Origin of the sequence: Noviherbaspirillum album, from assembly GCF_035916955.1 — a bacterium.
GTDB classification, from domain to species: Bacteria; Pseudomonadota; Gammaproteobacteria; order Burkholderiales; family Burkholderiaceae_D; genus Noviherbaspirillum; species Noviherbaspirillum album.
In genome coordinates this window covers 65,874-83,691 of sequence record NZ_JAWIIV010000023.1, presented here as the reverse complement: position 1 = coordinate 83,691, position 17,818 = coordinate 65,874, and the positions used below count along the sequence as shown (strand labels likewise).

Sequence of the window (17,818 nt, the reverse complement as noted above, 5' to 3'; positions counted from 1 at the left end):
CTTCGACGGCTCGGGCGTCGGCGTCTTCGACGGCTCGGGCGTCGGCGTCTTCGACGGCTCGGGCGTCGGCGTCTTCGACGGCTCAGGCGTCGGCGTCTTCGACGGCTCGGGCGTCGGTGTCTTCGACGGCTCGGGCGTCGGTGTCTTCGACGGTTCAGGCGGAGTATTGTTGGAGTTGGATGGCGTCGTACTGACATACCTCTGCCAATTGGAGAGAGTATTCTTTTGCGCCATCTGATCAAGAATATCGCCGTTCATCATATCTTGATAAGTTAGCGGCCTGTATTCGAAAATGCCATCGTCCACGCCGCCGTTGGCTGCTTCGTCGCCGTTGGTGACGATATTGAAAGTCGGCTTTTCATCCTTGTAACAGATGAAGACATCGCCATTGCCGCCATTAACCTTAGCCATGAATTCTCCTAGCCTTTTCTTGTGGGGTATTTGAGATTGAACGTTTGCGCGCAAGCCATATTTAAGGCGGATACACGACCGTAACGTCTTCCTGATCGGGAGAGCTTGCGTAGACGCTCCGTGCCTCACGTTCTCGCAAGCGAATTCCCTAATACAGTGTTTGTGTGTGGTAATTGCGCCTTGCTAGTTCCTGCGAAATTTGGAAACGCGAAATCGTCATATGCTCTCGTGCCGCGCATCCTGCTTTTATCCTCGCTGCGGAAGCTTCCCCGGCTTATTGAATACATGCTGAATGCGTGCCGGGAGCAAGACGCTAGACATGGTTCACCTGTCATTTGTTACGTAAAAGCCACAGTTTCCTACTGTTTTGTAATTAGAAAAAAGCATGGACTGAAACCTGTATCACAATCATGCAGAAAGCTTGCCGCAACGCAATAACAGGCAAGACTATCGGCGTGATGTTTCAGACGGCGCATCAGCCGGCATTTTTACGAGAATCAAACGGAGGATGACATGACGGACCCTATGCGACGCGCGAGCCTGCGCATTACCCTGCTTGCGGCATTGTTCGGTGCGTTTTCGCTGCCGGTACTGGCCGAGGACGGCGTGACCGATTCCACCATCCTGATCGGCCAGACGGTGGGGCTGACCGGCACGGTGGCCGGACCGGTCAAGGAAATGAACGAGGGCGCGGAAGCCTATTTCAGGCAGGTCAACAAGCAGGGCGGCATCCATGGACGCAAGATTGAAATGCGCGTGCTCGACGACAAGTTCGATCCGGCGCTCACGCGCGTCAATGCGGAAACCCTGATCCGCAAGGAGCGCGTCTTCGCGCTGTTCCAGGGGCGCGGCACGCCGCATACCCAAGGCATCCTGCCTCTGCTCGAAGGCAACAACATTCCGCTGGTCGCACCCAGCACCGGCGCCGCGGTGTTCCACCAGCCGGTGCATCGCATGCTGTTCAACATTCGCGCCAAGTACCAGGATGAAGTGGTGCGCGCGGTCGAGCATTTCACCACCGTCGGCATACGGGGAATCGGCATTCTGCATGTCGACGACGCCTTCGGGCAGGACGGGCTGGAAGGCTTCATGAAGGCCATGGAGGCTCGCAAGCTGAAGCCGGCGACGGTCATCAAGTTCGCCCGCGTCAATCCCGACAACAAAGCTGCCGCCGCCGAAGTGGTCAAGGCCAATCCTGCCGCGCTGATTGTGGTCAGCTCCGCCAAGAACACCATTGACGTAATCAAGGCGATCCGCGCCGCCGGCAGCCAGACGCAGATCATGACGCTGTCGAACAATTCCTCGCAGGCGTTCGTCAAGGAACTGGGAACCGCCGGAACCGGCGTCATCGTGTCGCAGGTGACGCCGGCGCCCCACCTGATCTCGACGCCGCTCGGCCAGGAGTTCAACGCCGCCGCAAAGGCGACCGGCGCCACCATTTCGTATGCGGCGATGGAAGGTTATGTCAACGCCAAGGTGCTGGTCGAGGGACTCAAGCGCGCCGGACCGAGATTGACGAGGGAAGGATTCGTGCGCGCGCTCGAAACCATGCAGCGCGTGGATTTCGGCGGATTGATGGTGACCTACGGCGCCGGCGACCATACCGGCAGCGAGTTCGTCGAACTGACCATGATAGGAAAGGACGGACGCTTCATTCGCTGAAAGCGAATTCGAGCACCGCTGGTTCGGCACCGGTGCAGGCTTTCGCGCCTGCCTCGATGCCGGTCCGGCGGAAACGGTGCGGCGGCAGCGGCTGCGTGCTGCCGCATCGACTTCGAATATTCAGGTCAGATGTCGAAGAACACCGTTTCCTCCGGCCCCTGCAACTGGATGTCGAAGCGGTACACGACCTGGCCATTCTCTTCGCTGCGCTGCGCGATCAGCGTCTTGCGCCGCACTTCCCATTCGATCAGGTTGAGCACCGGGTCCTTCGCATTGGCCTCGGTCTCGTCGGAGAAGTACATCCGTGTATTGAGGCCGATGTTGATGCCGCGCGCGACGATCCACAGATTGACATGCGGCGCCATCGGCCGGCCGTTGCGGCCTACGACGCTGCCGGGCTTGACCGTCTCGAAGGCATAGACCCCGGTCTCGAAATCGGAGCATGCCCGGCCCCAGCCGCGGAAGCTCTTGTCGAGGGGCTTTTCCTGGCGGTCGGCCGGATGGTTGTACTTGCCGGCGGCATTGGCTTGCCAGATTTCGATAAGCACGTCGCGCACCGGCGTGCCCGAGCCGTCAAACACGCGTCCTTCGATCCGGATCTTTTCGCCCTGGGTATCGGGTCCGGCAAGCACATTGGTGAAATTCTTTTCGAAGATGTCGAAGCCGGCCGCCTTCGGCGCCAGGCCGATGTGGACATAGGGGCCTGCGGTCTGCGACGCGGTTTCCTTCAACTCGCTGAACTGGTTGATCTTCATTTGCCATCTCCCTGGACGCGGTTTTCAAAAAGCGTGGCGCGGCGGCCGCGCAGCACGATATCGAAGCGGTAGGCGAGGCTGTCGAGTTGGATGAAGGCGCTGCGGTCGAGCAGGGCGATCAGTCCGCGCACCGATTCCTCGTTGTTGATCGACTGCAGGATCGGGCATTGCGCAATCAGCGGATCGCCCTCGAAATACAGCTGCGTGATCAAACGTTGGGCCCAGCCGTCGCCCGATATCGCGTAATGGATATGCGCGGGCCGCCAGTCGTTGATGCGGTTGCGCCAGGGATACGGGCCGGGCTTGATGGTGCGGTAGAAGTAATAGCCGTTCTGGTCGGTCAGCATGCGGCCGCAGCCGCCGAAATTCGGATCGATCGGGGCGATGTACTGGTCCTTCTTGTGACGATAGCGGCCGCCCGCATTGGCTTGCCACACTTCGACCAGCGCATTCGGCACCGGCCGGCCAAGCTCGTCGAGCACGTAGCCATGCACCACGATGCGCTCGCCGATCGGCAGGCCATCCTTCGCATAGTTCATGATCAGATCATTGTCGAGCGGGCCGAGTTCATCCGCGCTGAACTGCGGACCGGTGATTTCCGACAGCGAGTTCTGCAGCGAAATCATCGCATTGCGCGGCGAGCGCAGCACGCTGGTCTTGTAGCCGGGGGTAAGGGCGTCGGGATGCACGCTGCGGTCGCGCTGCATGAATTCGCCGAACTGGTCGAGCAAGCCAGGCATGGGAGTTCTCCAGAAATCAGGTGACGAAACGAGCCGCCAATGTATTACTGAATAATATTCATGTAAATTGAAAAGAAGCGGAAAATTTCATAACATCCGGTTATGGAAAAAGATAATTTCAGACTGCGCATCCGGCTGCGCCATATTCACTGCTTCCTCGCGATTGCGCAGGAAGGCAACCTCGGCAAGGCGGCCGAACGGCTGCGCCTGACGCAGCCGGCGATTTCAAAAACGCTGGCCGAACTGGAGGATATTGCATCCTGCAAACTGTTCGAGCGCGACCGCCAGGGCGCGCGCCTGACGCCGCAGGGCGAAAATTTCCTGCGGCATGCGCTCGGCGTGTTGGAAGCGCTCGATGCGGTGAGCGATTCAATCGGACTCGATCCACGCCCGGAGAGCGCCGTGGTCAATATCGGTGTCTTGCCCAGTGTCGGAGCGGACCTGATCCCGACCGCGCTGGCGCGGTTCCGGCGCAGCCATCCGCTGGCCCGGGTTGCGATCCGCACCGCGGCCAACGCGCCGCTGCTGGACATGCTGAAGGGCGGAACGGTCGATTTCGTGCTCGGACGCATGGCCGATCCGCATATGATGGCTGGCCTGTCCTTCGAATTGCTCTACGTGGAACCGCTGGCGCTGCTGGTGCGCGCGGCGCATCCGCTCGCGTCGGCGACCGGAGTATCGCTCGGCGACATCATTGCCTGCCCGCTGATCGTGGCGCCGCCGGGAACGGTGCCGCGGCACCGCACGGAAAGCCTGCTGCAGGCGCACGGGCTGGAACTGCCTTCGCACTGTACCGAAACCATGTCGGTATCAATTGCGCGCCAGCTCTTGCTGCGGACCGATGCGATCTGGTTCGCGCCGTCGGGCACCGTGCGCGAAGATATTGCGCAAGGCGCGCTGGTCTCGCTTCCCATCTCGACCAAGGGTACCGAGGAGCCGGTCGGACTGCTGCTGCGCAGCGACGCGGCGGTCACGCCAGTGGCAAAGGATTTGCTTCGCGTGCTGCGCGAGATGGCAGCGGAGCGCCGGCTTCCCGGTGAGCGATAAGCCTTCACCATCAAGCGGGGCGATGTTTGGCAATGATTTCTCTCAAGCTATAGGGCCAGCGAGTTTCCGGAGACGAGGCCGGAAACATCTTCATTTAATTTATCGCCGGAAAGAGTACAAAGAAAATATTCAATTTTTGTACACGATAAGTTCGCAAGCATACTGAAACAGCGGCCGCGGAGGACGACAATGATTAGCCATTCTGCTACCGGCAATCATTATTATGTTTCATGACGGTACATCAAAACAAATGTGGATATTAGGCGCCTTTGCCATATATGCGCCGACTCTGCATACCGCACGCATCGCCTATGAACAGGCTTGCTCGCATTCCACCTCGACTCCTTTTGGAACGCTCCTGCTCGAGACGGGAGAAGAAATCGATTGGGTCGACCTGCGCTCCGGCGTGATACGGCAGAGACGGCAGAGCAGGCTTACGTAGCCGTTGAAAGCTGTTGCGCTAGTCGCCAGGGCGGCATCCGGCCCCCGGGTGAAGTGCTGCCCGTTGCATTTGACGGCGCCGCCAGGGCGCGTCGGCGCATTGATTGAACTTGCGAAAAAACTTATGATGAATCAACAAATACCTCATTCAAATTACGATCCCAACCAGTTGCTCGATGCGGTTAAGTCGCGCTTGTGCGTCGAGAGCGATAAACAGCTGAGCCGGGAATTGCACATCTCCTACAAGCTGCTGGAAAAGATTCGCAGCGGGGCCCTTGCGATCAGTCCCTCGATGCTGCTCTGGATGGCGGAGTGCGCGCAAACCAGCATCGAGGAGTTGCGGGGCATTCTCGGCGACAGGCGGGCGAGGGCGCGCCTGAATCTTATTAAAACGGCTTAATGCCGCCCTGATTTTTAAAGTCGGCAGTCAAACATGCAATCCATTATTAATTTGGAGGCGGCGACCAACCTCGTGCGCAGGCCCATCGACGGTTGCGTCATCACCGCAAGCGGACGTCTCGTTCCGCAACCGCCCTGGATCATTCCGGACGACCCGGCAACGGCGGCGGCGTATGACCAGTGGCTCATCGATCAGACCAGGGACGAAGCCATGGAGATCGGCGAGGGCTGGATGATTTGCCGCCTTGCCAGCCTGGATGCGGGATTCATGGATGCGGCGCTGCGCCAGCTGCTGAGCGACTTTCTGTTCGGCGACCCGGAGCCCGAATTCGAGGCAAGAATGCGATCGGGCACTTTGCCTGAAGAGTAGGAAGCAGACACGCGCCAATATCCGGACCATGCGCTGCCGGAACATCGGGGCAGGCTTGATAAGCGATGGAAACAAAAGGCCCCAAGCCATGCTGCCCGAATCCCGCGAGCGGCTTTTCGGAAACATGGCGTACCCATTTTTGCATTCTCAGGAAAACCTTTTGGAAGCTTGCTGTCTTATTAACAGCGGCCTTCGGGCAATCGTCCGTCGCGAAGGCGAAACTCTTACCTAACGTATCCTGGAGAATTGCATGTTGGCGATGAATTACCGCGGACCCTATCGCGTCCGTGCTCAATACAAGCCTGATCCCGAAATCGAGCATCCGAACGATGCCATCATCCGCGTGACCCGCTCCTGCATCTGCGGCTCCGACCTTCACCTGTATCATGGCCTGGTGCCGGATACCCGCGTCGGCATGACCTTCGGCCATGAGTTCACCGGCATTGTCGAGGAAGTCGGCCCGTCGGTGCAAAACCTGAAGGTGGGCGACCACGTGCTCGTGCCCTTCAACATCTTCTGCGGTTCCTGTTACTTCTGCCAGAAGGAGCTCTACAGCAACTGCCACAACACTAACCCCGAAGCCACCGCCGTGGGCGGTATCTATGGCTACGGGCATATCACCGGCGGCTATGACGGCGGGCAGGCCGAATTCGTGCGCGTGCCGATGGCTGACGTCGGCCCGACGGTGATCCCGAGTGACTTGCATGTCGACGATGCGGTGCTGCTGACCGATGCCCTTCCCACCGGATATCAGGCGGCCGAGATGGGTGGCATAGAAGAAGGCGATACCGTGGTGGTGTTCGGCGCCGGGCCGGTGGGAATTTTCGCCGCCAAGTCGGCCTGGCTCATGGGAGCAGGGCGCGTGATCGTGGTCGACCATGTCGAATACCGGCTTGAGTTCGTGAAAAATTTTGCGCAGTGCGAAGTGGTCAACTTCAAGGAAGTCAACGATATGGCCGAGCACATCAAGCGCATGACCGACTGGCTGGGCGCCGATGTCTGCATCGATGCGGTGGGTTGCGAAGCCGCCGGCAGCGCGATGCAGCAGCTGACGGGGCGCTACATGAAGCTGCAGGCAGGCGCCGCCACCGCATTGCACTGGGCGATCAACTCGGTGCGCAAGGGCGGCAACGTATCCATCGTCGGCGTCTACGGCCCCACCTTCAACGCCGTGCCGATCGGCAACGCGATCAACAAGGGACTGACGCTGCGCATGAACCAGGCCAGCGTGAAGCGGCATCTGCCTCGATTGATCGAGCATATCCGGGCCGGGCATATCGAGCCCAGGAAGATCATTACCCACCGGGTTCCGCTGGAAGAAGTCTCGGATGCCTATCATATATTTTCCAGCAAGCTGGACAACTGCATCAAGACCATCCTGGTTCCGCCTAGTGCGGCGGGCATGGGTTTCGTGCAGTAAGCGAGGATTGAACTATTCAAGGAGCCCAGCATGGAACAACGTACACCGCATCAACACAGCGACTACGATGGGGACCACCAGCATCCGATTGCCAAAAAACCGCGGGAAGCCTATGCACACATACCCGGATGGGGTGCGGATCTGGACCACAAGAACCGGCCCGCCTATCCGATGGAGCGCACCCCGCCGCGCCTCGATAACGTGCACTGGACGCATCCCGAGAATCAACCGGTGAATGTCAAGGTCTACCACTCCACCGAGCGTCCCGGCATCACGCCGGTATTCGGCACCAGTACGCCGCCTGCGGGCGTGAGCGGAATGGTACGCGGCGTGGCCTACAAACTCAGCGAGAACGATATCCGGCATTGGCTGCTGCTGCTGCTTGCGGACCGAATCAATGTGGTGGAAGGCATCGGCGAGGACTTGAAGAACGGGCATGTTCCCAACGTGTTCGCCGAGATGGGTATCCGGGCCGAGTACACGCACAATCCGGGGGGGCTGATACGCAAGGCGCTGATTGCATCCGCCGTCCTCGGCGCGGGCTATTACCTGTTCAAGCAGAGGCAAGGCAAGCAATCAGATCGCTTACCGCTGCGGCAAGCCGAACTTGAATTTGAGTGACTCGCCCGCGGCGCTGAGGCGGGATGGGGATGACTGATCGAAGCGCCGTGCGAGCACGCGCTTTGCTGGTCCGGCGGTGTTGCGGCAGTGTTGCCTTAATGGGTGCTGTCGATCAGGTCGATTGGGAAATCCTGTGCGGCGGCCTGCTCGAGCGGGATATACACGGTCAGCGTCGTGCCTTCTCCGCGCGCGCTGGTGATGCGGAATTCTCCGTTGAGTGCATGAATACGCTCCTCCACGCCGACCAGACCGAAGGAGTTGCCCGAGGTGCGGCGTTCGGGGGCGATGCCGATGCCATCGTCGGTAATTCTCATGACCAGCCTTGTCTTGTCCTGGTGGAGTTCGATGATCACGTGGCTGGCCTCGGCATGGCGGATCACGTTGGTAAGCGATTCCTGCAGTATGCGGAACAGCGACGTCGCGCGCGCATCATCGATCTCGAGCTCCGTCTCATCCATCAGCAGTTCGCAGGTGATGCCGCTGCGGCGCCGGAACTCCGCCACCTGCCATTCGATTGCCGCGGTCAGGCCGAGATCCAGCACGGCAGGGCGCAGGTTATTGATGATGGTGCGGACGGTCTTGACCGTGGCGTCGATGTGGTTGAGCGCGCCGCGCACCTTTTCATTCAGCTTCGGATGCGATGTGCCGGTGCGGGCATCCAGCATCGATACGTCGATGCGCAATGCAAGCAGGGTTTGCCCCAGCTCGTCATGAATCTCGCGTGCAATACGCTTGCGTTCTTCTTCCTTGACGCGGTCCTGGTGCGCGGTCAGGTCGCGCAGCAGCTCCTGGGAGCGCTTGAGCGCTTCCATGGTGTGCTTGCGTTCCGTGATATCCATGAGGGTGCCGCACAGCAGAGCCTGCCGGTCATCCCTGCCGAAGCGGGCAATGCTGTGCACCCAGCGCATCGCGCCGTCGAGCCGCGTGATCCTGTGTTCGCAGTCGAACTCCGTGCCATGGCTGATCGCATGGTCGATGCCCTGTCTGACGCGCTCCCTGTCGTCTGCATGAATGCGTCGCACGAAGTCGTCGATGTGGGGGCTTTCGTGCAATTGGTTCATGCCGAAGATGCGGTAGGTTTCGGCCGACCATCCCATCCTGGCGCTGCCCGGATCCAGCGTCCAGCTGCCCAGCCTGGCCATCTGCTGGGCTTCGGCCAGGCTGCTTTCGCTGGTGCGCAGGTCCTTGGTCATTTCGCGCGCCAGTTCAACCGCGCGCCGGCGTGCCGTCATCATGGAATAGTAGATCGAAAACAGGAGCGTCGATGCCAGGAGGCCGCTGACCAGGACGATCCACGCCAGCGACACATCGAAGGTATTGAGCATCCTGGAGCGCGGTGCGGTGATTTCCGCTTCCCAGACGCGCGGGCCCACGGTCATTGAGATGCGCTTGACGAACAGGTCGCCTGCGGCGAACCGCTCTCCCGTTGCCTTGCCGTCCGTGTTTTCGCGCTGATCCCCGCCCCGGCTTTCTGCGCTGTCGAAAATCAGCTGCTGGCCCGTGGCTGCCGAGGATGAGGCTGGCTCGCCCATCGAGCCGGTATCGTAGAGCCGGATGCGCATGGTGCCGAGCATGTTCTTGTCGATCATTCCCAGCATCAGCTTGTTGATGTCGAAGCCGGCACCCACCGAACCATAGTAGGCGGCGCGGCGTTGCGCCACGGTCCTGGTCGGCATGCCGCGACGGTAAACGGGCATGCGCATTGCGAGGCCGATGTGGCTGTGCGGTCCCGAAATGCGGATCAGTCTGCCCGAGGAAACCAGCTGTCCGGTATCGCGGGAAACCGCCAGCGCTTTCGCCGCTGTGCCGTTGGCAGCCATGTCGACGCCGAACGACACCAGGTTGTTCTCCATCGGCTCGATATAGGTCAGCACATTGTATTCATCGCGTTCTCCCGCGGGGCTGATCGCGAAATCGGGATAGCCGCCCGGAGACAGGCTGGTGTCGCGCCTGACGGCGCTCTCGAATGCATCCTTTTCCGAGCGAGAGAGGACACGCGCAAAATTCAGATTTGTGATGCCGGGGAAGCTTGCATCGAGCTTGAGCTCCCTGATATAGGAGCGAAACTGCTCGCGGCTGATGTGATCGGCGGTATAGAACAGGGCTGCCGTGCCGCGCAGGACATCGATGTAGGAACGCACCCGGTTCTGTATGGCGAGCTGGGCATTGTCGGCGAAGTACTCGAACTGCGACTTCGCCTTGTCTTCGACCACCTGGGTCACCAGGATATGAAGAAGCAGTGATCCCGTAACGCCCAGCCACCAGGCCGGGGAGGTTAGCAAGGAGATCAGAAACCGGCGTGAAATACGCATCTTGCCCATAAAATTTTGTTCATCTGCTTGAAACCACTTCCTGTCTCGATTCCACCGAAACAGGTGGGCAAATCTGTTTTATCCTGCATTGCTGCTTCTGCCGGCGGGCTCTCAAACCTTGATTGTTTGAAGCGTTCAAGGCCTCAGTGTACGTCAATCGTGCCGCCATGCATCTACGAATTGCTTCGAAAAAATACGATTGATACGCCTGAAAGAGTTGAATGTTTGCGCAATATTCACCTACTTCCTTCCTTGCCTCGATGTAGTTAAATGACATTTTTTCCATCCTCGGCCCGGCATGAGGCAAGCTTGAGATACGTCAATTCCACCGCCCGCTGGGCTCGAGAATGCAATGATATATTTTCCCGGGCGTAATTGCTGCCAGACCAACATTTCATGTTTTCAATGGTTCTAATTTGCAACATGGCAATTGCGTGAAGCGTGACGTTCCGATCAATTCACTTTCTCAGTCCCGTACCTGTCATGGAATGGCACGGGATTGATGACACTCCTTGGAGGGCGCGAATATGCATCAGCAGGCAGCCAGCGGCAGCAAACACAAGACGGCCGGACAAATGACGGAGGCGGTATTCGCCCTGGACCTCGATCCGATCAAGTTCAAGTTGATGGATACCAAGGAGGGACATGGCTGGACGCGGGAAGAAGCTGACCGGCATGAACTCGAATACCGCCGCTTTCTCGCCCTGGTTGCCAAGTATCCCGAAGAGGCGATCACGCCGGATTCCAATGTCGACAAATTCTGGCACGGACATATCCTGGATACGATGAAATACGCGCAAGACTGCGAGCAGGTGTTCGGCTATTTCCTGCATCATTTCCCGTACTTCGGCATGCGCGGCGACGAAGATGCCGCCAACCTGGCCCAAGCTGCAGCGAAAACCCGCAGCCTCTACCAGCAGGAGTTCGGTCACCTTGACGCCGGTATCGACGCCGGCGAAGGCAGCTATTGCGCCCGTGCCGTACTGAGAGAAAATGCAACGGATGCCGTTCCTGAAGGCAGCGTCGCATACTGCGCACGGATAGCGACGCCCCGGGCATCAGACGCGTCGTATTGCGCCCGCGTTGCTCAGCCTGCTGCCGGGGCGTCTGATTCGGCCTATTGCGCCCGAGTCGCCGCGCCGCAGGCGTCTTACTGCGCGCGCGCCGTCATGCCGGACACGGCATACTGTGCCCGTGCCGCCGCGCCAGCAATGTCCGAGGTCTCATATTGTGCCCGTGCATCGGCTCCTGCCGGAACGGGCGCGGATGCCTACTGTGCAGCGGCCAAACCCGCGGCCGAACCGGCGTATCTCGCCAAAGTGCTCGGCAAGGGGCGTCCGACGCTGGACTCCGCCGTTAATTCCTGAAATTACTCAATAAGACGGGCGCGGCCTGACCGAGTTGCTGTCGGAGCCGCGTACCGCCGTCCCCCTCCCGTACTCCTCCCGTATCTCTCCCGTTCCACCGGTACCACCCACACTTGGTACGTCATACCGAGCCCGGCGATTGCCGGGCTAACGCATCAAGAGGCGCGTCTCCAGTAACCCGGCTGCGCATAAACCGCCTTTAGCATGTCAATGAAAAAGCGGATTTTCGCCGGCAGATGCCGCTGCTGCGGATACACCGCCATGATGTCGTAGTTGTCGAGCGCGTATTCGTCGAGCACGGTGATCAGCTGGCCGGATGCCAGCTCGGACTGGATTTCCCAGGTGGAGCGCCATGCCAGCCCAAGGCTTTCGCAAGCCCAGCGATGGAGCAGTTCGCCATCATTGCAATCCAGGCTGCCGGCGACCTTGATCGTGACCGGCTTGCCGTTCTGCTGGAAATACCAGCCGCGCTGCTGGCCGCCCTGCAGGTTGAACGCCAGGCAGTTGTGATGCTCCAGGTCTTCCAGCGTGCGCGGAATACCATTGCGTTCGAAGTATTCCGGCGTGCCGCAGACCACGCGCCGGTTGCTGGCCAGCTTGACGGCGACGAAATTCGGATCGATGTTGCCGCCGATGCGGATGCTCAGATCGTAGCCTTCGCGCACGAGGTCGACCACGCGGTCGGTCAGGTTGAAGGATATCTGGACGTCGGGATTGGCGGCGATGAAGGCCGGGGCATGCGGTGCCACATGCTTGCGGCCGTAAGCCGCCGGCGTCGACACTACCAGGTGGCCGGTCGCCTTGTGGCGGCCCTCGGCGATGATCTTTTCCGCATGATCGAGATCGCCCAGCAGCTTGCGGCAATGGTCAAGGAAGACCGTGCCTTCCTCCGTCAGTGTCAGATGCCGGGTGGTGCGGTGCATCAGCTTGACACCGAGGCGCTTCTCCAGCGCATCGATGCGCCGGCCCAGCATCACCGGCGTAATGTTTTGTTCCAGCGCGGCGCGCGCGAGGCTGCCTTTTTCAACGACGTCGACGAAGGCTTCGATCTGCTTGAACTTGTCCATGGTGGAGTTGGCGTGGCGTGGTGCAATGCGCTTGTCAGCGACAGGAAGGATGGAATGTAACCTGTAATCGCAGTCATTATTCCATATCCAGAGTATCGAATAAAGCGACGATTTGCGTTCTTATCAAACTTTATGTCGGCCTATAGACTCGGTCCATCGAATTTTGACTGTGTCCAGGAGGATGTATGGCAAGGATGACTGCGGCGGAAGCGGCGATTCACGTGTTGGAAAAGGAAGGGATGGTCCAGGCGTTCGGCGTGCCGGGCGCGGCGATCAATCCGTTCTATGCGGCATTGAAAAAGCGCGGAAGCATCAAGCATATACTCGCGCGCCATGTCGAAGGTGCGTCGCATATGGCCGAGGGCTATACCCGGGCCAAGCCGGGCAACATCGGGCTGTGCATCGGCACTTCGGGCCCGGCCGGCACCGATATGATCACCGGCCTGTATTCGGCCCAGGCCGACTCCATTCCCATTCTGTGCGTAACCGGCCAGGCGCCGCGCGCCCGGCTGTACAAGGAGGATTTCCAGGCGGTCGATATCGAATCCATCGCCAAGCCGGTGACCAAGTGGGCGGTCACCGTGCGCGAGCCGGCGCTGGTGCCCAGGGTGTTCCAGCAGGCATTCCACCTGATGCGCTCGGCGCGTCCAGGGCCGGTGCTGATCGACCTGCCGTTCGACGTGCAGATGGCGGAGATCGAATTCGATCCGGATACCTATGAGCCGCTGCCGGTGTACAAGCCATCGGCCACCCGCGCCCAGATCGAAAAGGCGCTGGCCATGCTCAATGAAGCCGAGCGCCCGCTGATCACCGCCGGCGGCGGTATCATCAATGCCAATGCATCCGAACTGCTGGTCGAATTCGCCGAAGTCACCGGCGTTCCGGTGATCCCGACGCTGATGGGCTGGGGCGCAATCCCCGACGACCATCCGCTGATGGCCGGCATGGTCGGCCTGCAGACCAGCCACCGCTACGGCAACGCCACCATGCTGGAATCGGACTTCGTGCTCGGCATCGGCAACCGCTGGGCGAATCGCCACACCGGCTCGGTCGAAGTCTTCACCCAGGGGCGCAAATTCGTGCACGTGGATATCGAACCGACCCAGATCGGCCGCGTGTTCGGCCCCGATCTCGGCATCGTCTCCGACGCCGGCGCTGCGCTGAAGCTGTTCGTGGAAGTGGCGAAGGAGTGGGCGGCCGCCGGCAAGCTCAAGGACCGCAAGAGCTGGGTCTCGTCCTGCCAGCAGCGCAAGCGCACCCTGCTGCGCCGGACCAATTTCGACGATGCGCCGATCAAGCCGCAGCGCGTCTATGAGGAAATGAACCGCGCCTTCGGCCGCGAGACCTGCTACGTCAGCACCATCGGCCTGTCGCAGATCGCCGCCGCGCAGTTCCTGCATGTGTACAAGCCGCGCAACTGGATCAACTGCGGCCAGGCCGGCCCGCTCGGCTGGACCATACCGGCCGCGCTCGGCGTCTGCGCCGCCGATCCTGACCGTCCGGTGGTCGCCATTTCCGGTGACTACGACTTCCAGTTCATGATCGAGGAACTCGCTGTCGGCGCACAGTTCAACCTGCCGTATCTGCACGTGGTGGTGAACAATTCCTACCTCGGCCTGATCCGCCAGTCGCAGCGCGGTTTCGACATGGACTATTGCGTGCAGCTGGCCTTCGAGAACATCAATGCGCCGGAACTCAACGGCTACGGCGTCGACCACGTCGCAGTGGTGGAAGGCCTGGGCTGCAAAGCCATCCGCGTCACCAAGCCGCAGGACATCCAGGATGCCTTCGGCCAGGCCCGCGCCTGGATGCGCCAGTACCGGGTGCCGGTCGTGGTCGAGATCATCCTCGAGCGCGTGACCAACGTGTCCATGGGCACCGAGATCAACAACATCAACGAGTTTGAAGAACTGGCGGAAAAGCCCGAGCACGCGCCGACCGCCATCGCCCTGCTGGATTGAGGAGGAAAGCACATGACAAAGTTGGCAGCGAACCTGACGATGCTCTTCAACGAGCATCCTTTCATGGAGCGTTTCGAAGCGGCGGCGCGTGCGGGTTTCCGGGGCGTGGAATTCCTGTTCCCCTATGCTTTTCATGCGGACCAGATCGCCGACAAGCTCAATGCCTATCAGCTCGACCTGGTGCTGCACAATCTGCCGGCGGGCAATTGGGAAGCGGGCGAGCGCGGCATTGCCTGCCATCCGGACCGCGTCGGCGAATTCCGGGAAGGCGTCGATGAAGCGATCCGCTATGCGAAGGTGCTTGGCACCAAGCAGCTCAACTGCCTGGTCGGCAAGCTGCCGCAGGGCGTGAGCCGCGAGCAGGCGCGGGAGACCGTCGTCGGCAACCTGAAGTATGCGGCCGACATGCTCAAGGAGCACAGGCTGAGCCTGCTGATCGAGCCGATCAACGATTTCGACATTCCCGGCTTTTTCCTGACGCGCACCCAGCAGGCGATCGACCTCATCCGCGATACCGGATCGAGCAACATCTACCTGCAGTACGACATATATCACATGCAGCGCATGGAAGGCGAGATCGCCAATACCATCAAGGCCAACCGCGACATCATCCGCCACATCCAGCTGGCGGACAATCCGGGACGCTTCGAGCCGGGCACGGGGGAGATCAATTATCGGTACCTGTTCGGAATGCTCGATGAGATCGGGTATGAGGGGTGGGTAGGCTGTGAATACAAGCCGCGTGCGGGGACGGTCGAGGGACTGGGCTGGCGGAGCGAGCACGGGCTTTGAGGGCTTGCAAGTAGCACCCTTCTCCCGCAGGCGGGAGAAGGGAGTGAAGCCGCGTGCACGCAATTTCAGACGCTACTCCAAATAATCAGAGAGCACTCCAAACACCACAGAGCGCGCCGCGCTCTAAATCCAATACAAATCAACGGAGAACAACATGGCAAAAATCGGTTTCATCGGACTCGGCATCATGGGCGCGCCCATGGCGGGACATCTGCAGGCGGGCGGGCACAAGCTCTACCTGCACGACCAGAAAAACCCGCCTTATCAGCTGATCGAGGGCGGCGCCACCGTCTGCACGTCCGGCGCAGAAGTCGCCAAGCGCGCCGACATCGTCATCGTCATGGTGCCCGACACGCCGCACGTGGAAGCGGTGCTGTTCGGCGAGAATGGCGTCGCCGCCGGCCTGGAAAAGGGCAAGATCGTGGTCGACATGAGCTCCATCTCGCCGATCGCCACCAAGCAGTTCGCCAAGCGCATCAACGAGCTCGGCTGCGAATACCTCGATGCGCCGGTTTCCGGCGGCGAAGTCGGCGCCAAGGCTGCTTCGCTGACCATCATGGTCGGCGGCTCGGAAAGCGCGTTCAACGATGTCAAGCCGCTGTTCGAACTGATGGGCAAGAACATCACGCTGGTCGGCGGCAACGGCGACGGCCAGACTACCAAGGTGGCCAACCAGATCATCGTCGCGCTCAACATCCAGGCCGTCGCCGAGGCACTGCTGTTCGCTTCCAAGGCAGGCGCCGACCCGGCGCGCGTGCGCCAGGCGCTGATGGGCGGCTTCGCCTCCTCTCGCATTCTCGAAGTGCACGGCGAGCGCATGGTCAAGCGCACCTTCAATCCCGGCTTCCGCATCGAACTGCACCAGAAGGACCTGAACCTCGCGCTGCAGGGCGCCAAGGCGCTGGGCGTGTCGCTGCCCAATACCGCCGCTGCGCAGGAACTGATGAATGCCTGCGCCGCCAACGGCATGAGCGGCCTCGACCATTCCGCGCTGTGCCGCGCCATCGAGCTGATGTCGAATCATGAAATCGCCAAGGGCTGAAATGCGTACAATAAAGCTCGCCTTGTCCATTTCCTGAAAGCCCCCAACATGCCAGACGTCAATGCCCGCCAACTCCTGCTCGACATGTATGCCGCCGCCGTCGGCGCGGTGAGTGCCGACAAATGCCTGCCCGCCTTCCTGCCCAAACCCTCGCCGAACGGCAGGACGCTGGTGATCGGTGCCGGCAAGGGCGCGGCGGCGATGGCCAAGGCGGTCGAGGATCACTGGCAGGGCGAGATCGGCGGGCTGGTCGTCACCCGCTACGGCCATGGCGCCGACTGCAAGAAAATCGAAGTGGTGGAAGCGGCGCACCCGGTGCCCGACGAAGCGGGACGCCGCGCCGCCGGCCGCATCATGGAACTGGTGCGGGGCCTGAGCGAGAACGACCTGGTGCTGTGCCTGATCTCCGGCGGCGGTTCGGCCTTGCTGGCGCTGCCGGGCGAGGGCATCACGCTGGAGCAGAAACAGGCGGTCAACAAGGCGCTGCTTAAAAGCGGCGCCAACATTTCCGAAATGAATTGCGTGCGCAAGCATTTCTCGGCGATCAAGGGCGGACGGCTGGCATTGGCCTGCGCACCGGCGCGGGTGGTCACGCTGCTGATCTCGGACGTGCCCGGCGACGATCCCGGCGTGATCGCCAGCGGACCGACGCTGCCAGATCCCACGACGTGCGAGCAGGCGCTAGCCATCCTGCGCAAGTATGCGATCGAGGTGCCGGACAACATGCTGCAGACCTTGACTTCGGGCGCCGGCGAGACGCCCAAGCCCGACGATCCGCGTTTCGCGCGCAACAGCCATCATGTCATCGCCACCGCGCAGCAGGCGCTGGAGGCGGCTGCCGACGTGGCGCGTGCCGCAGGCATCACGCCCTACATCCTGTCGGACGACATGGAAGGCGAAGCGCGCGACGTCGGCATGGTGCATGCGGCGCTGGCCAGGCAGGTGGCGCTGCGCGGCCAGCCGTTCCATAAACCCTGCGTCATCATCTCCGGCGGCGAAACCACGGTGACGGTGCGCGGCAAGGGGCGGGGAGGGCGCAACGCGGAATTCCTGCTCAGCTTTGCCGCCGCCCTCAACGGCCTGCCCGGCGTGCATGCGATCGCCTGCGATACCGACGGCATCGACGGCTCGGAAGACAATGCCGGCGCGATCTATCAACCCGATTCGGTGGCGCGCGCCGAACAGCTCGGCAAGCGTGCCCGCGCCATGCTGGACAACAACGACGGCTACGGATTCTTCGAGGCGCTGGGCGACCTCGTCGTCACCGGGCCGACGCGCACCAATGTCAATGATTTCAGGGCAGTCCTGATCGTCTGACGTCAAGCTGCAGCCGGTCCGGCCGGCGCCGGACCTTTTCTTTGTGACCCTGCCACTTCCGGTTTTCACCGGAAGCAGGCCCTCTTTTACCCGT

General features: G+C 60.9%; 16 protein-coding genes. 11 read left to right on the top strand and 5 right to left on the bottom strand.

What is annotated here, in order from left to right; translation table 11 throughout:
* The coding region (locus tag RY831_RS22505) for a hypothetical protein (RefSeq protein ID WP_326508619.1) at positions 1-411 on the bottom strand (411 nt) is incomplete at its 3' end.
* 513 nt (positions 412-924) lie between these two features.
* Between RY831_RS22505 and RY831_RS22500 the strand changes: the two genes are divergently transcribed.
* On the top strand, positions 925-2,073 hold the full coding sequence (locus RY831_RS22500) for an ABC transporter substrate-binding protein (RefSeq protein ID WP_326508618.1): 1,149 nt from the start codon (positions 925-927) through the stop codon (positions 2,071-2,073).
* 125 nt (positions 2,074-2,198) lie between these two features.
* Here RY831_RS22500 and pcaG read toward each other — a convergent pair whose 3' ends face one another.
* A complete protein-coding gene (gene pcaG / locus RY831_RS22495) occupies positions 2,199-2,828 on the bottom strand; it encodes a protocatechuate 3,4-dioxygenase subunit alpha (protein WP_326508617.1) in 630 nt (209 codons plus the stop codon).
* Positions 2,825-3,568 (bottom strand): protocatechuate 3,4-dioxygenase subunit beta, encoded by a 744-nt coding sequence (gene pcaH, locus RY831_RS22490; protein WP_326508616.1) that lies wholly within the window; start codon positions 3,566-3,568, stop codon positions 2,825-2,827. The genes pcaG and pcaH overlap by 4 nt, the downstream gene beginning before the upstream one ends.
* Positions 3,569-3,670: 102 nt before the next feature.
* Here pcaH and pcaQ point away from each other — a divergent pair, with 102 nt between their 5' ends.
* From pcaQ to RY831_RS22465, 5 genes are all read left to right on the top strand, one after another.
* Positions 3,671-4,615 (top strand): pca operon transcription factor PcaQ, encoded by a 945-nt coding sequence (gene pcaQ, locus RY831_RS22485; protein ID WP_326508615.1) that lies wholly within the window; start codon positions 3,671-3,673, stop codon positions 4,613-4,615.
* 565 nt (positions 4,616-5,180) lie between these two features.
* Entirely contained in the window at positions 5,181-5,456 is a 276-nt protein-coding gene (locus RY831_RS22480) for a hypothetical protein (RefSeq protein WP_326508614.1), read from the top strand.
* Between the two features lie 33 nt (positions 5,457-5,489).
* Positions 5,490-5,825 carry a hypothetical protein gene (locus RY831_RS22475; RefSeq protein ID WP_326508613.1) on the top strand — a complete coding sequence of 112 codons (336 nt, stop codon included), beginning with the start codon at positions 5,490-5,492 and terminating at the stop codon, positions 5,823-5,825.
* A 250-nt stretch (positions 5,826-6,075) separates the two neighbouring features.
* Positions 6,076-7,245, top strand: coding sequence for a zinc-dependent alcohol dehydrogenase (locus RY831_RS22470; RefSeq protein WP_326508612.1), 1,170 nt, complete (start codon positions 6,076-6,078; stop codon positions 7,243-7,245).
* A gap of 30 nt (positions 7,246-7,275) precedes the next feature.
* Positions 7,276-7,866 (top strand): hypothetical protein, encoded by a 591-nt coding sequence (locus RY831_RS22465; RefSeq protein ID WP_326508611.1) that lies wholly within the window; start codon positions 7,276-7,278, stop codon positions 7,864-7,866.
* A gap of 95 nt (positions 7,867-7,961) precedes the next feature.
* Here the strand turns inward: RY831_RS22465 and RY831_RS22460 are convergent, their stop codons facing one another.
* Positions 7,962-10,187 (bottom strand): sensor histidine kinase, encoded by a 2,226-nt coding sequence (locus tag RY831_RS22460; protein WP_326508610.1) that lies wholly within the window; start codon positions 10,185-10,187, stop codon positions 7,962-7,964.
* 518 nt (positions 10,188-10,705) lie between these two features.
* On the opposite strand from RY831_RS22460, the gene RY831_RS22455 reads away from it, so the two are divergent.
* Positions 10,706-11,545 (top strand): glycine-rich domain-containing protein, encoded by an 840-nt coding sequence (locus RY831_RS22455; protein ID WP_326508609.1) that lies wholly within the window; start codon positions 10,706-10,708, stop codon positions 11,543-11,545.
* Between the two features lie 155 nt (positions 11,546-11,700).
* Here RY831_RS22455 and RY831_RS22450 read toward each other — a convergent pair whose 3' ends face one another.
* On the bottom strand, positions 11,701-12,612 hold the full coding sequence (locus RY831_RS22450; RefSeq protein WP_326508608.1) for a LysR family transcriptional regulator: 912 nt from the start codon (positions 12,610-12,612) through the stop codon (positions 11,701-11,703).
* Between the two features lie 185 nt (positions 12,613-12,797).
* On the opposite strand from RY831_RS22450, the gene gcl reads away from it, so the two are divergent.
* From gcl to RY831_RS22430, 4 genes are all read left to right on the top strand, one after another.
* On the top strand, positions 12,798-14,573 hold the full coding sequence (gene gcl / locus RY831_RS22445) for a glyoxylate carboligase (protein ID WP_326508607.1): 1,776 nt from the start codon (positions 12,798-12,800) through the stop codon (positions 14,571-14,573).
* Positions 14,574-14,585: 12 nt separating this feature from the next.
* The gene (hyi, locus tag RY831_RS22440; protein ID WP_326508606.1) at positions 14,586-15,365 is read left to right on the top strand and encodes a hydroxypyruvate isomerase; all 780 of its coding nucleotides are present in this window, start codon (positions 14,586-14,588) and stop codon (positions 15,363-15,365) included.
* A 127-nt stretch (positions 15,366-15,492) separates the two neighbouring features.
* Positions 15,493-16,407 (top strand): 2-hydroxy-3-oxopropionate reductase, encoded by a 915-nt coding sequence (gene glxR / locus RY831_RS22435; RefSeq protein ID WP_326508631.1) that lies wholly within the window; start codon positions 15,493-15,495, stop codon positions 16,405-16,407.
* A 48-nt stretch (positions 16,408-16,455) separates the two neighbouring features.
* Complete coding sequence (locus RY831_RS22430; RefSeq protein WP_326508605.1) at positions 16,456-17,724, top strand: glycerate kinase type-2 family protein; 1,269 nt, start codon at positions 16,456-16,458, stop codon at positions 17,722-17,724.
* Positions 17,725-17,818 lie beyond the last annotated feature (94 nt).

Coding starts and splice junctions, on each gene's coding strand:
- RY831_RS22450 (WP_326508608.1), bottom strand. CDS start 12,612: ATGGACAAGTTCAAGCAGATCGAAGCCTTCGTCGACGTCGTTGAAAAA.
- RY831_RS22475 (WP_326508613.1), top strand. CDS start 5,490: ATGCAATCCATTATTAATTTGGAGGCGGCGACCAACCTCGTGCGCAGG.
- hyi (WP_326508606.1), top strand. CDS start 14,586: ATGACAAAGTTGGCAGCGAACCTGACGATGCTCTTCAACGAGCATCCT.
- gcl (WP_326508607.1), top strand. CDS start 12,798: ATGGCAAGGATGACTGCGGCGGAAGCGGCGATTCACGTGTTGGAAAAG.
- RY831_RS22430 (WP_326508605.1), top strand. CDS start 16,456: ATGCCAGACGTCAATGCCCGCCAACTCCTGCTCGACATGTATGCCGCC.
- RY831_RS22470 (WP_326508612.1), top strand. CDS start 6,076: ATGTTGGCGATGAATTACCGCGGACCCTATCGCGTCCGTGCTCAATAC.
- RY831_RS22500 (WP_326508618.1), top strand. CDS start 925: ATGACGGACCCTATGCGACGCGCGAGCCTGCGCATTACCCTGCTTGCG.
- RY831_RS22455 (WP_326508609.1), top strand. CDS start 10,706: ATGCATCAGCAGGCAGCCAGCGGCAGCAAACACAAGACGGCCGGACAA.
- RY831_RS22465 (WP_326508611.1), top strand. CDS start 7,276: ATGGAACAACGTACACCGCATCAACACAGCGACTACGATGGGGACCAC.
- pcaQ (WP_326508615.1), top strand. CDS start 3,671: ATGGAAAAAGATAATTTCAGACTGCGCATCCGGCTGCGCCATATTCAC.
- pcaH (WP_326508616.1), bottom strand. CDS start 3,568: ATGCCTGGCTTGCTCGACCAGTTCGGCGAATTCATGCAGCGCGACCGC.
- RY831_RS22480 (WP_326508614.1), top strand. CDS start 5,181: ATGATGAATCAACAAATACCTCATTCAAATTACGATCCCAACCAGTTG.
- RY831_RS22460 (WP_326508610.1), bottom strand. CDS start 10,187: ATGGGCAAGATGCGTATTTCACGCCGGTTTCTGATCTCCTTGCTAACC.
- pcaG (WP_326508617.1), bottom strand. CDS start 2,828: ATGAAGATCAACCAGTTCAGCGAGTTGAAGGAAACCGCGTCGCAGACC.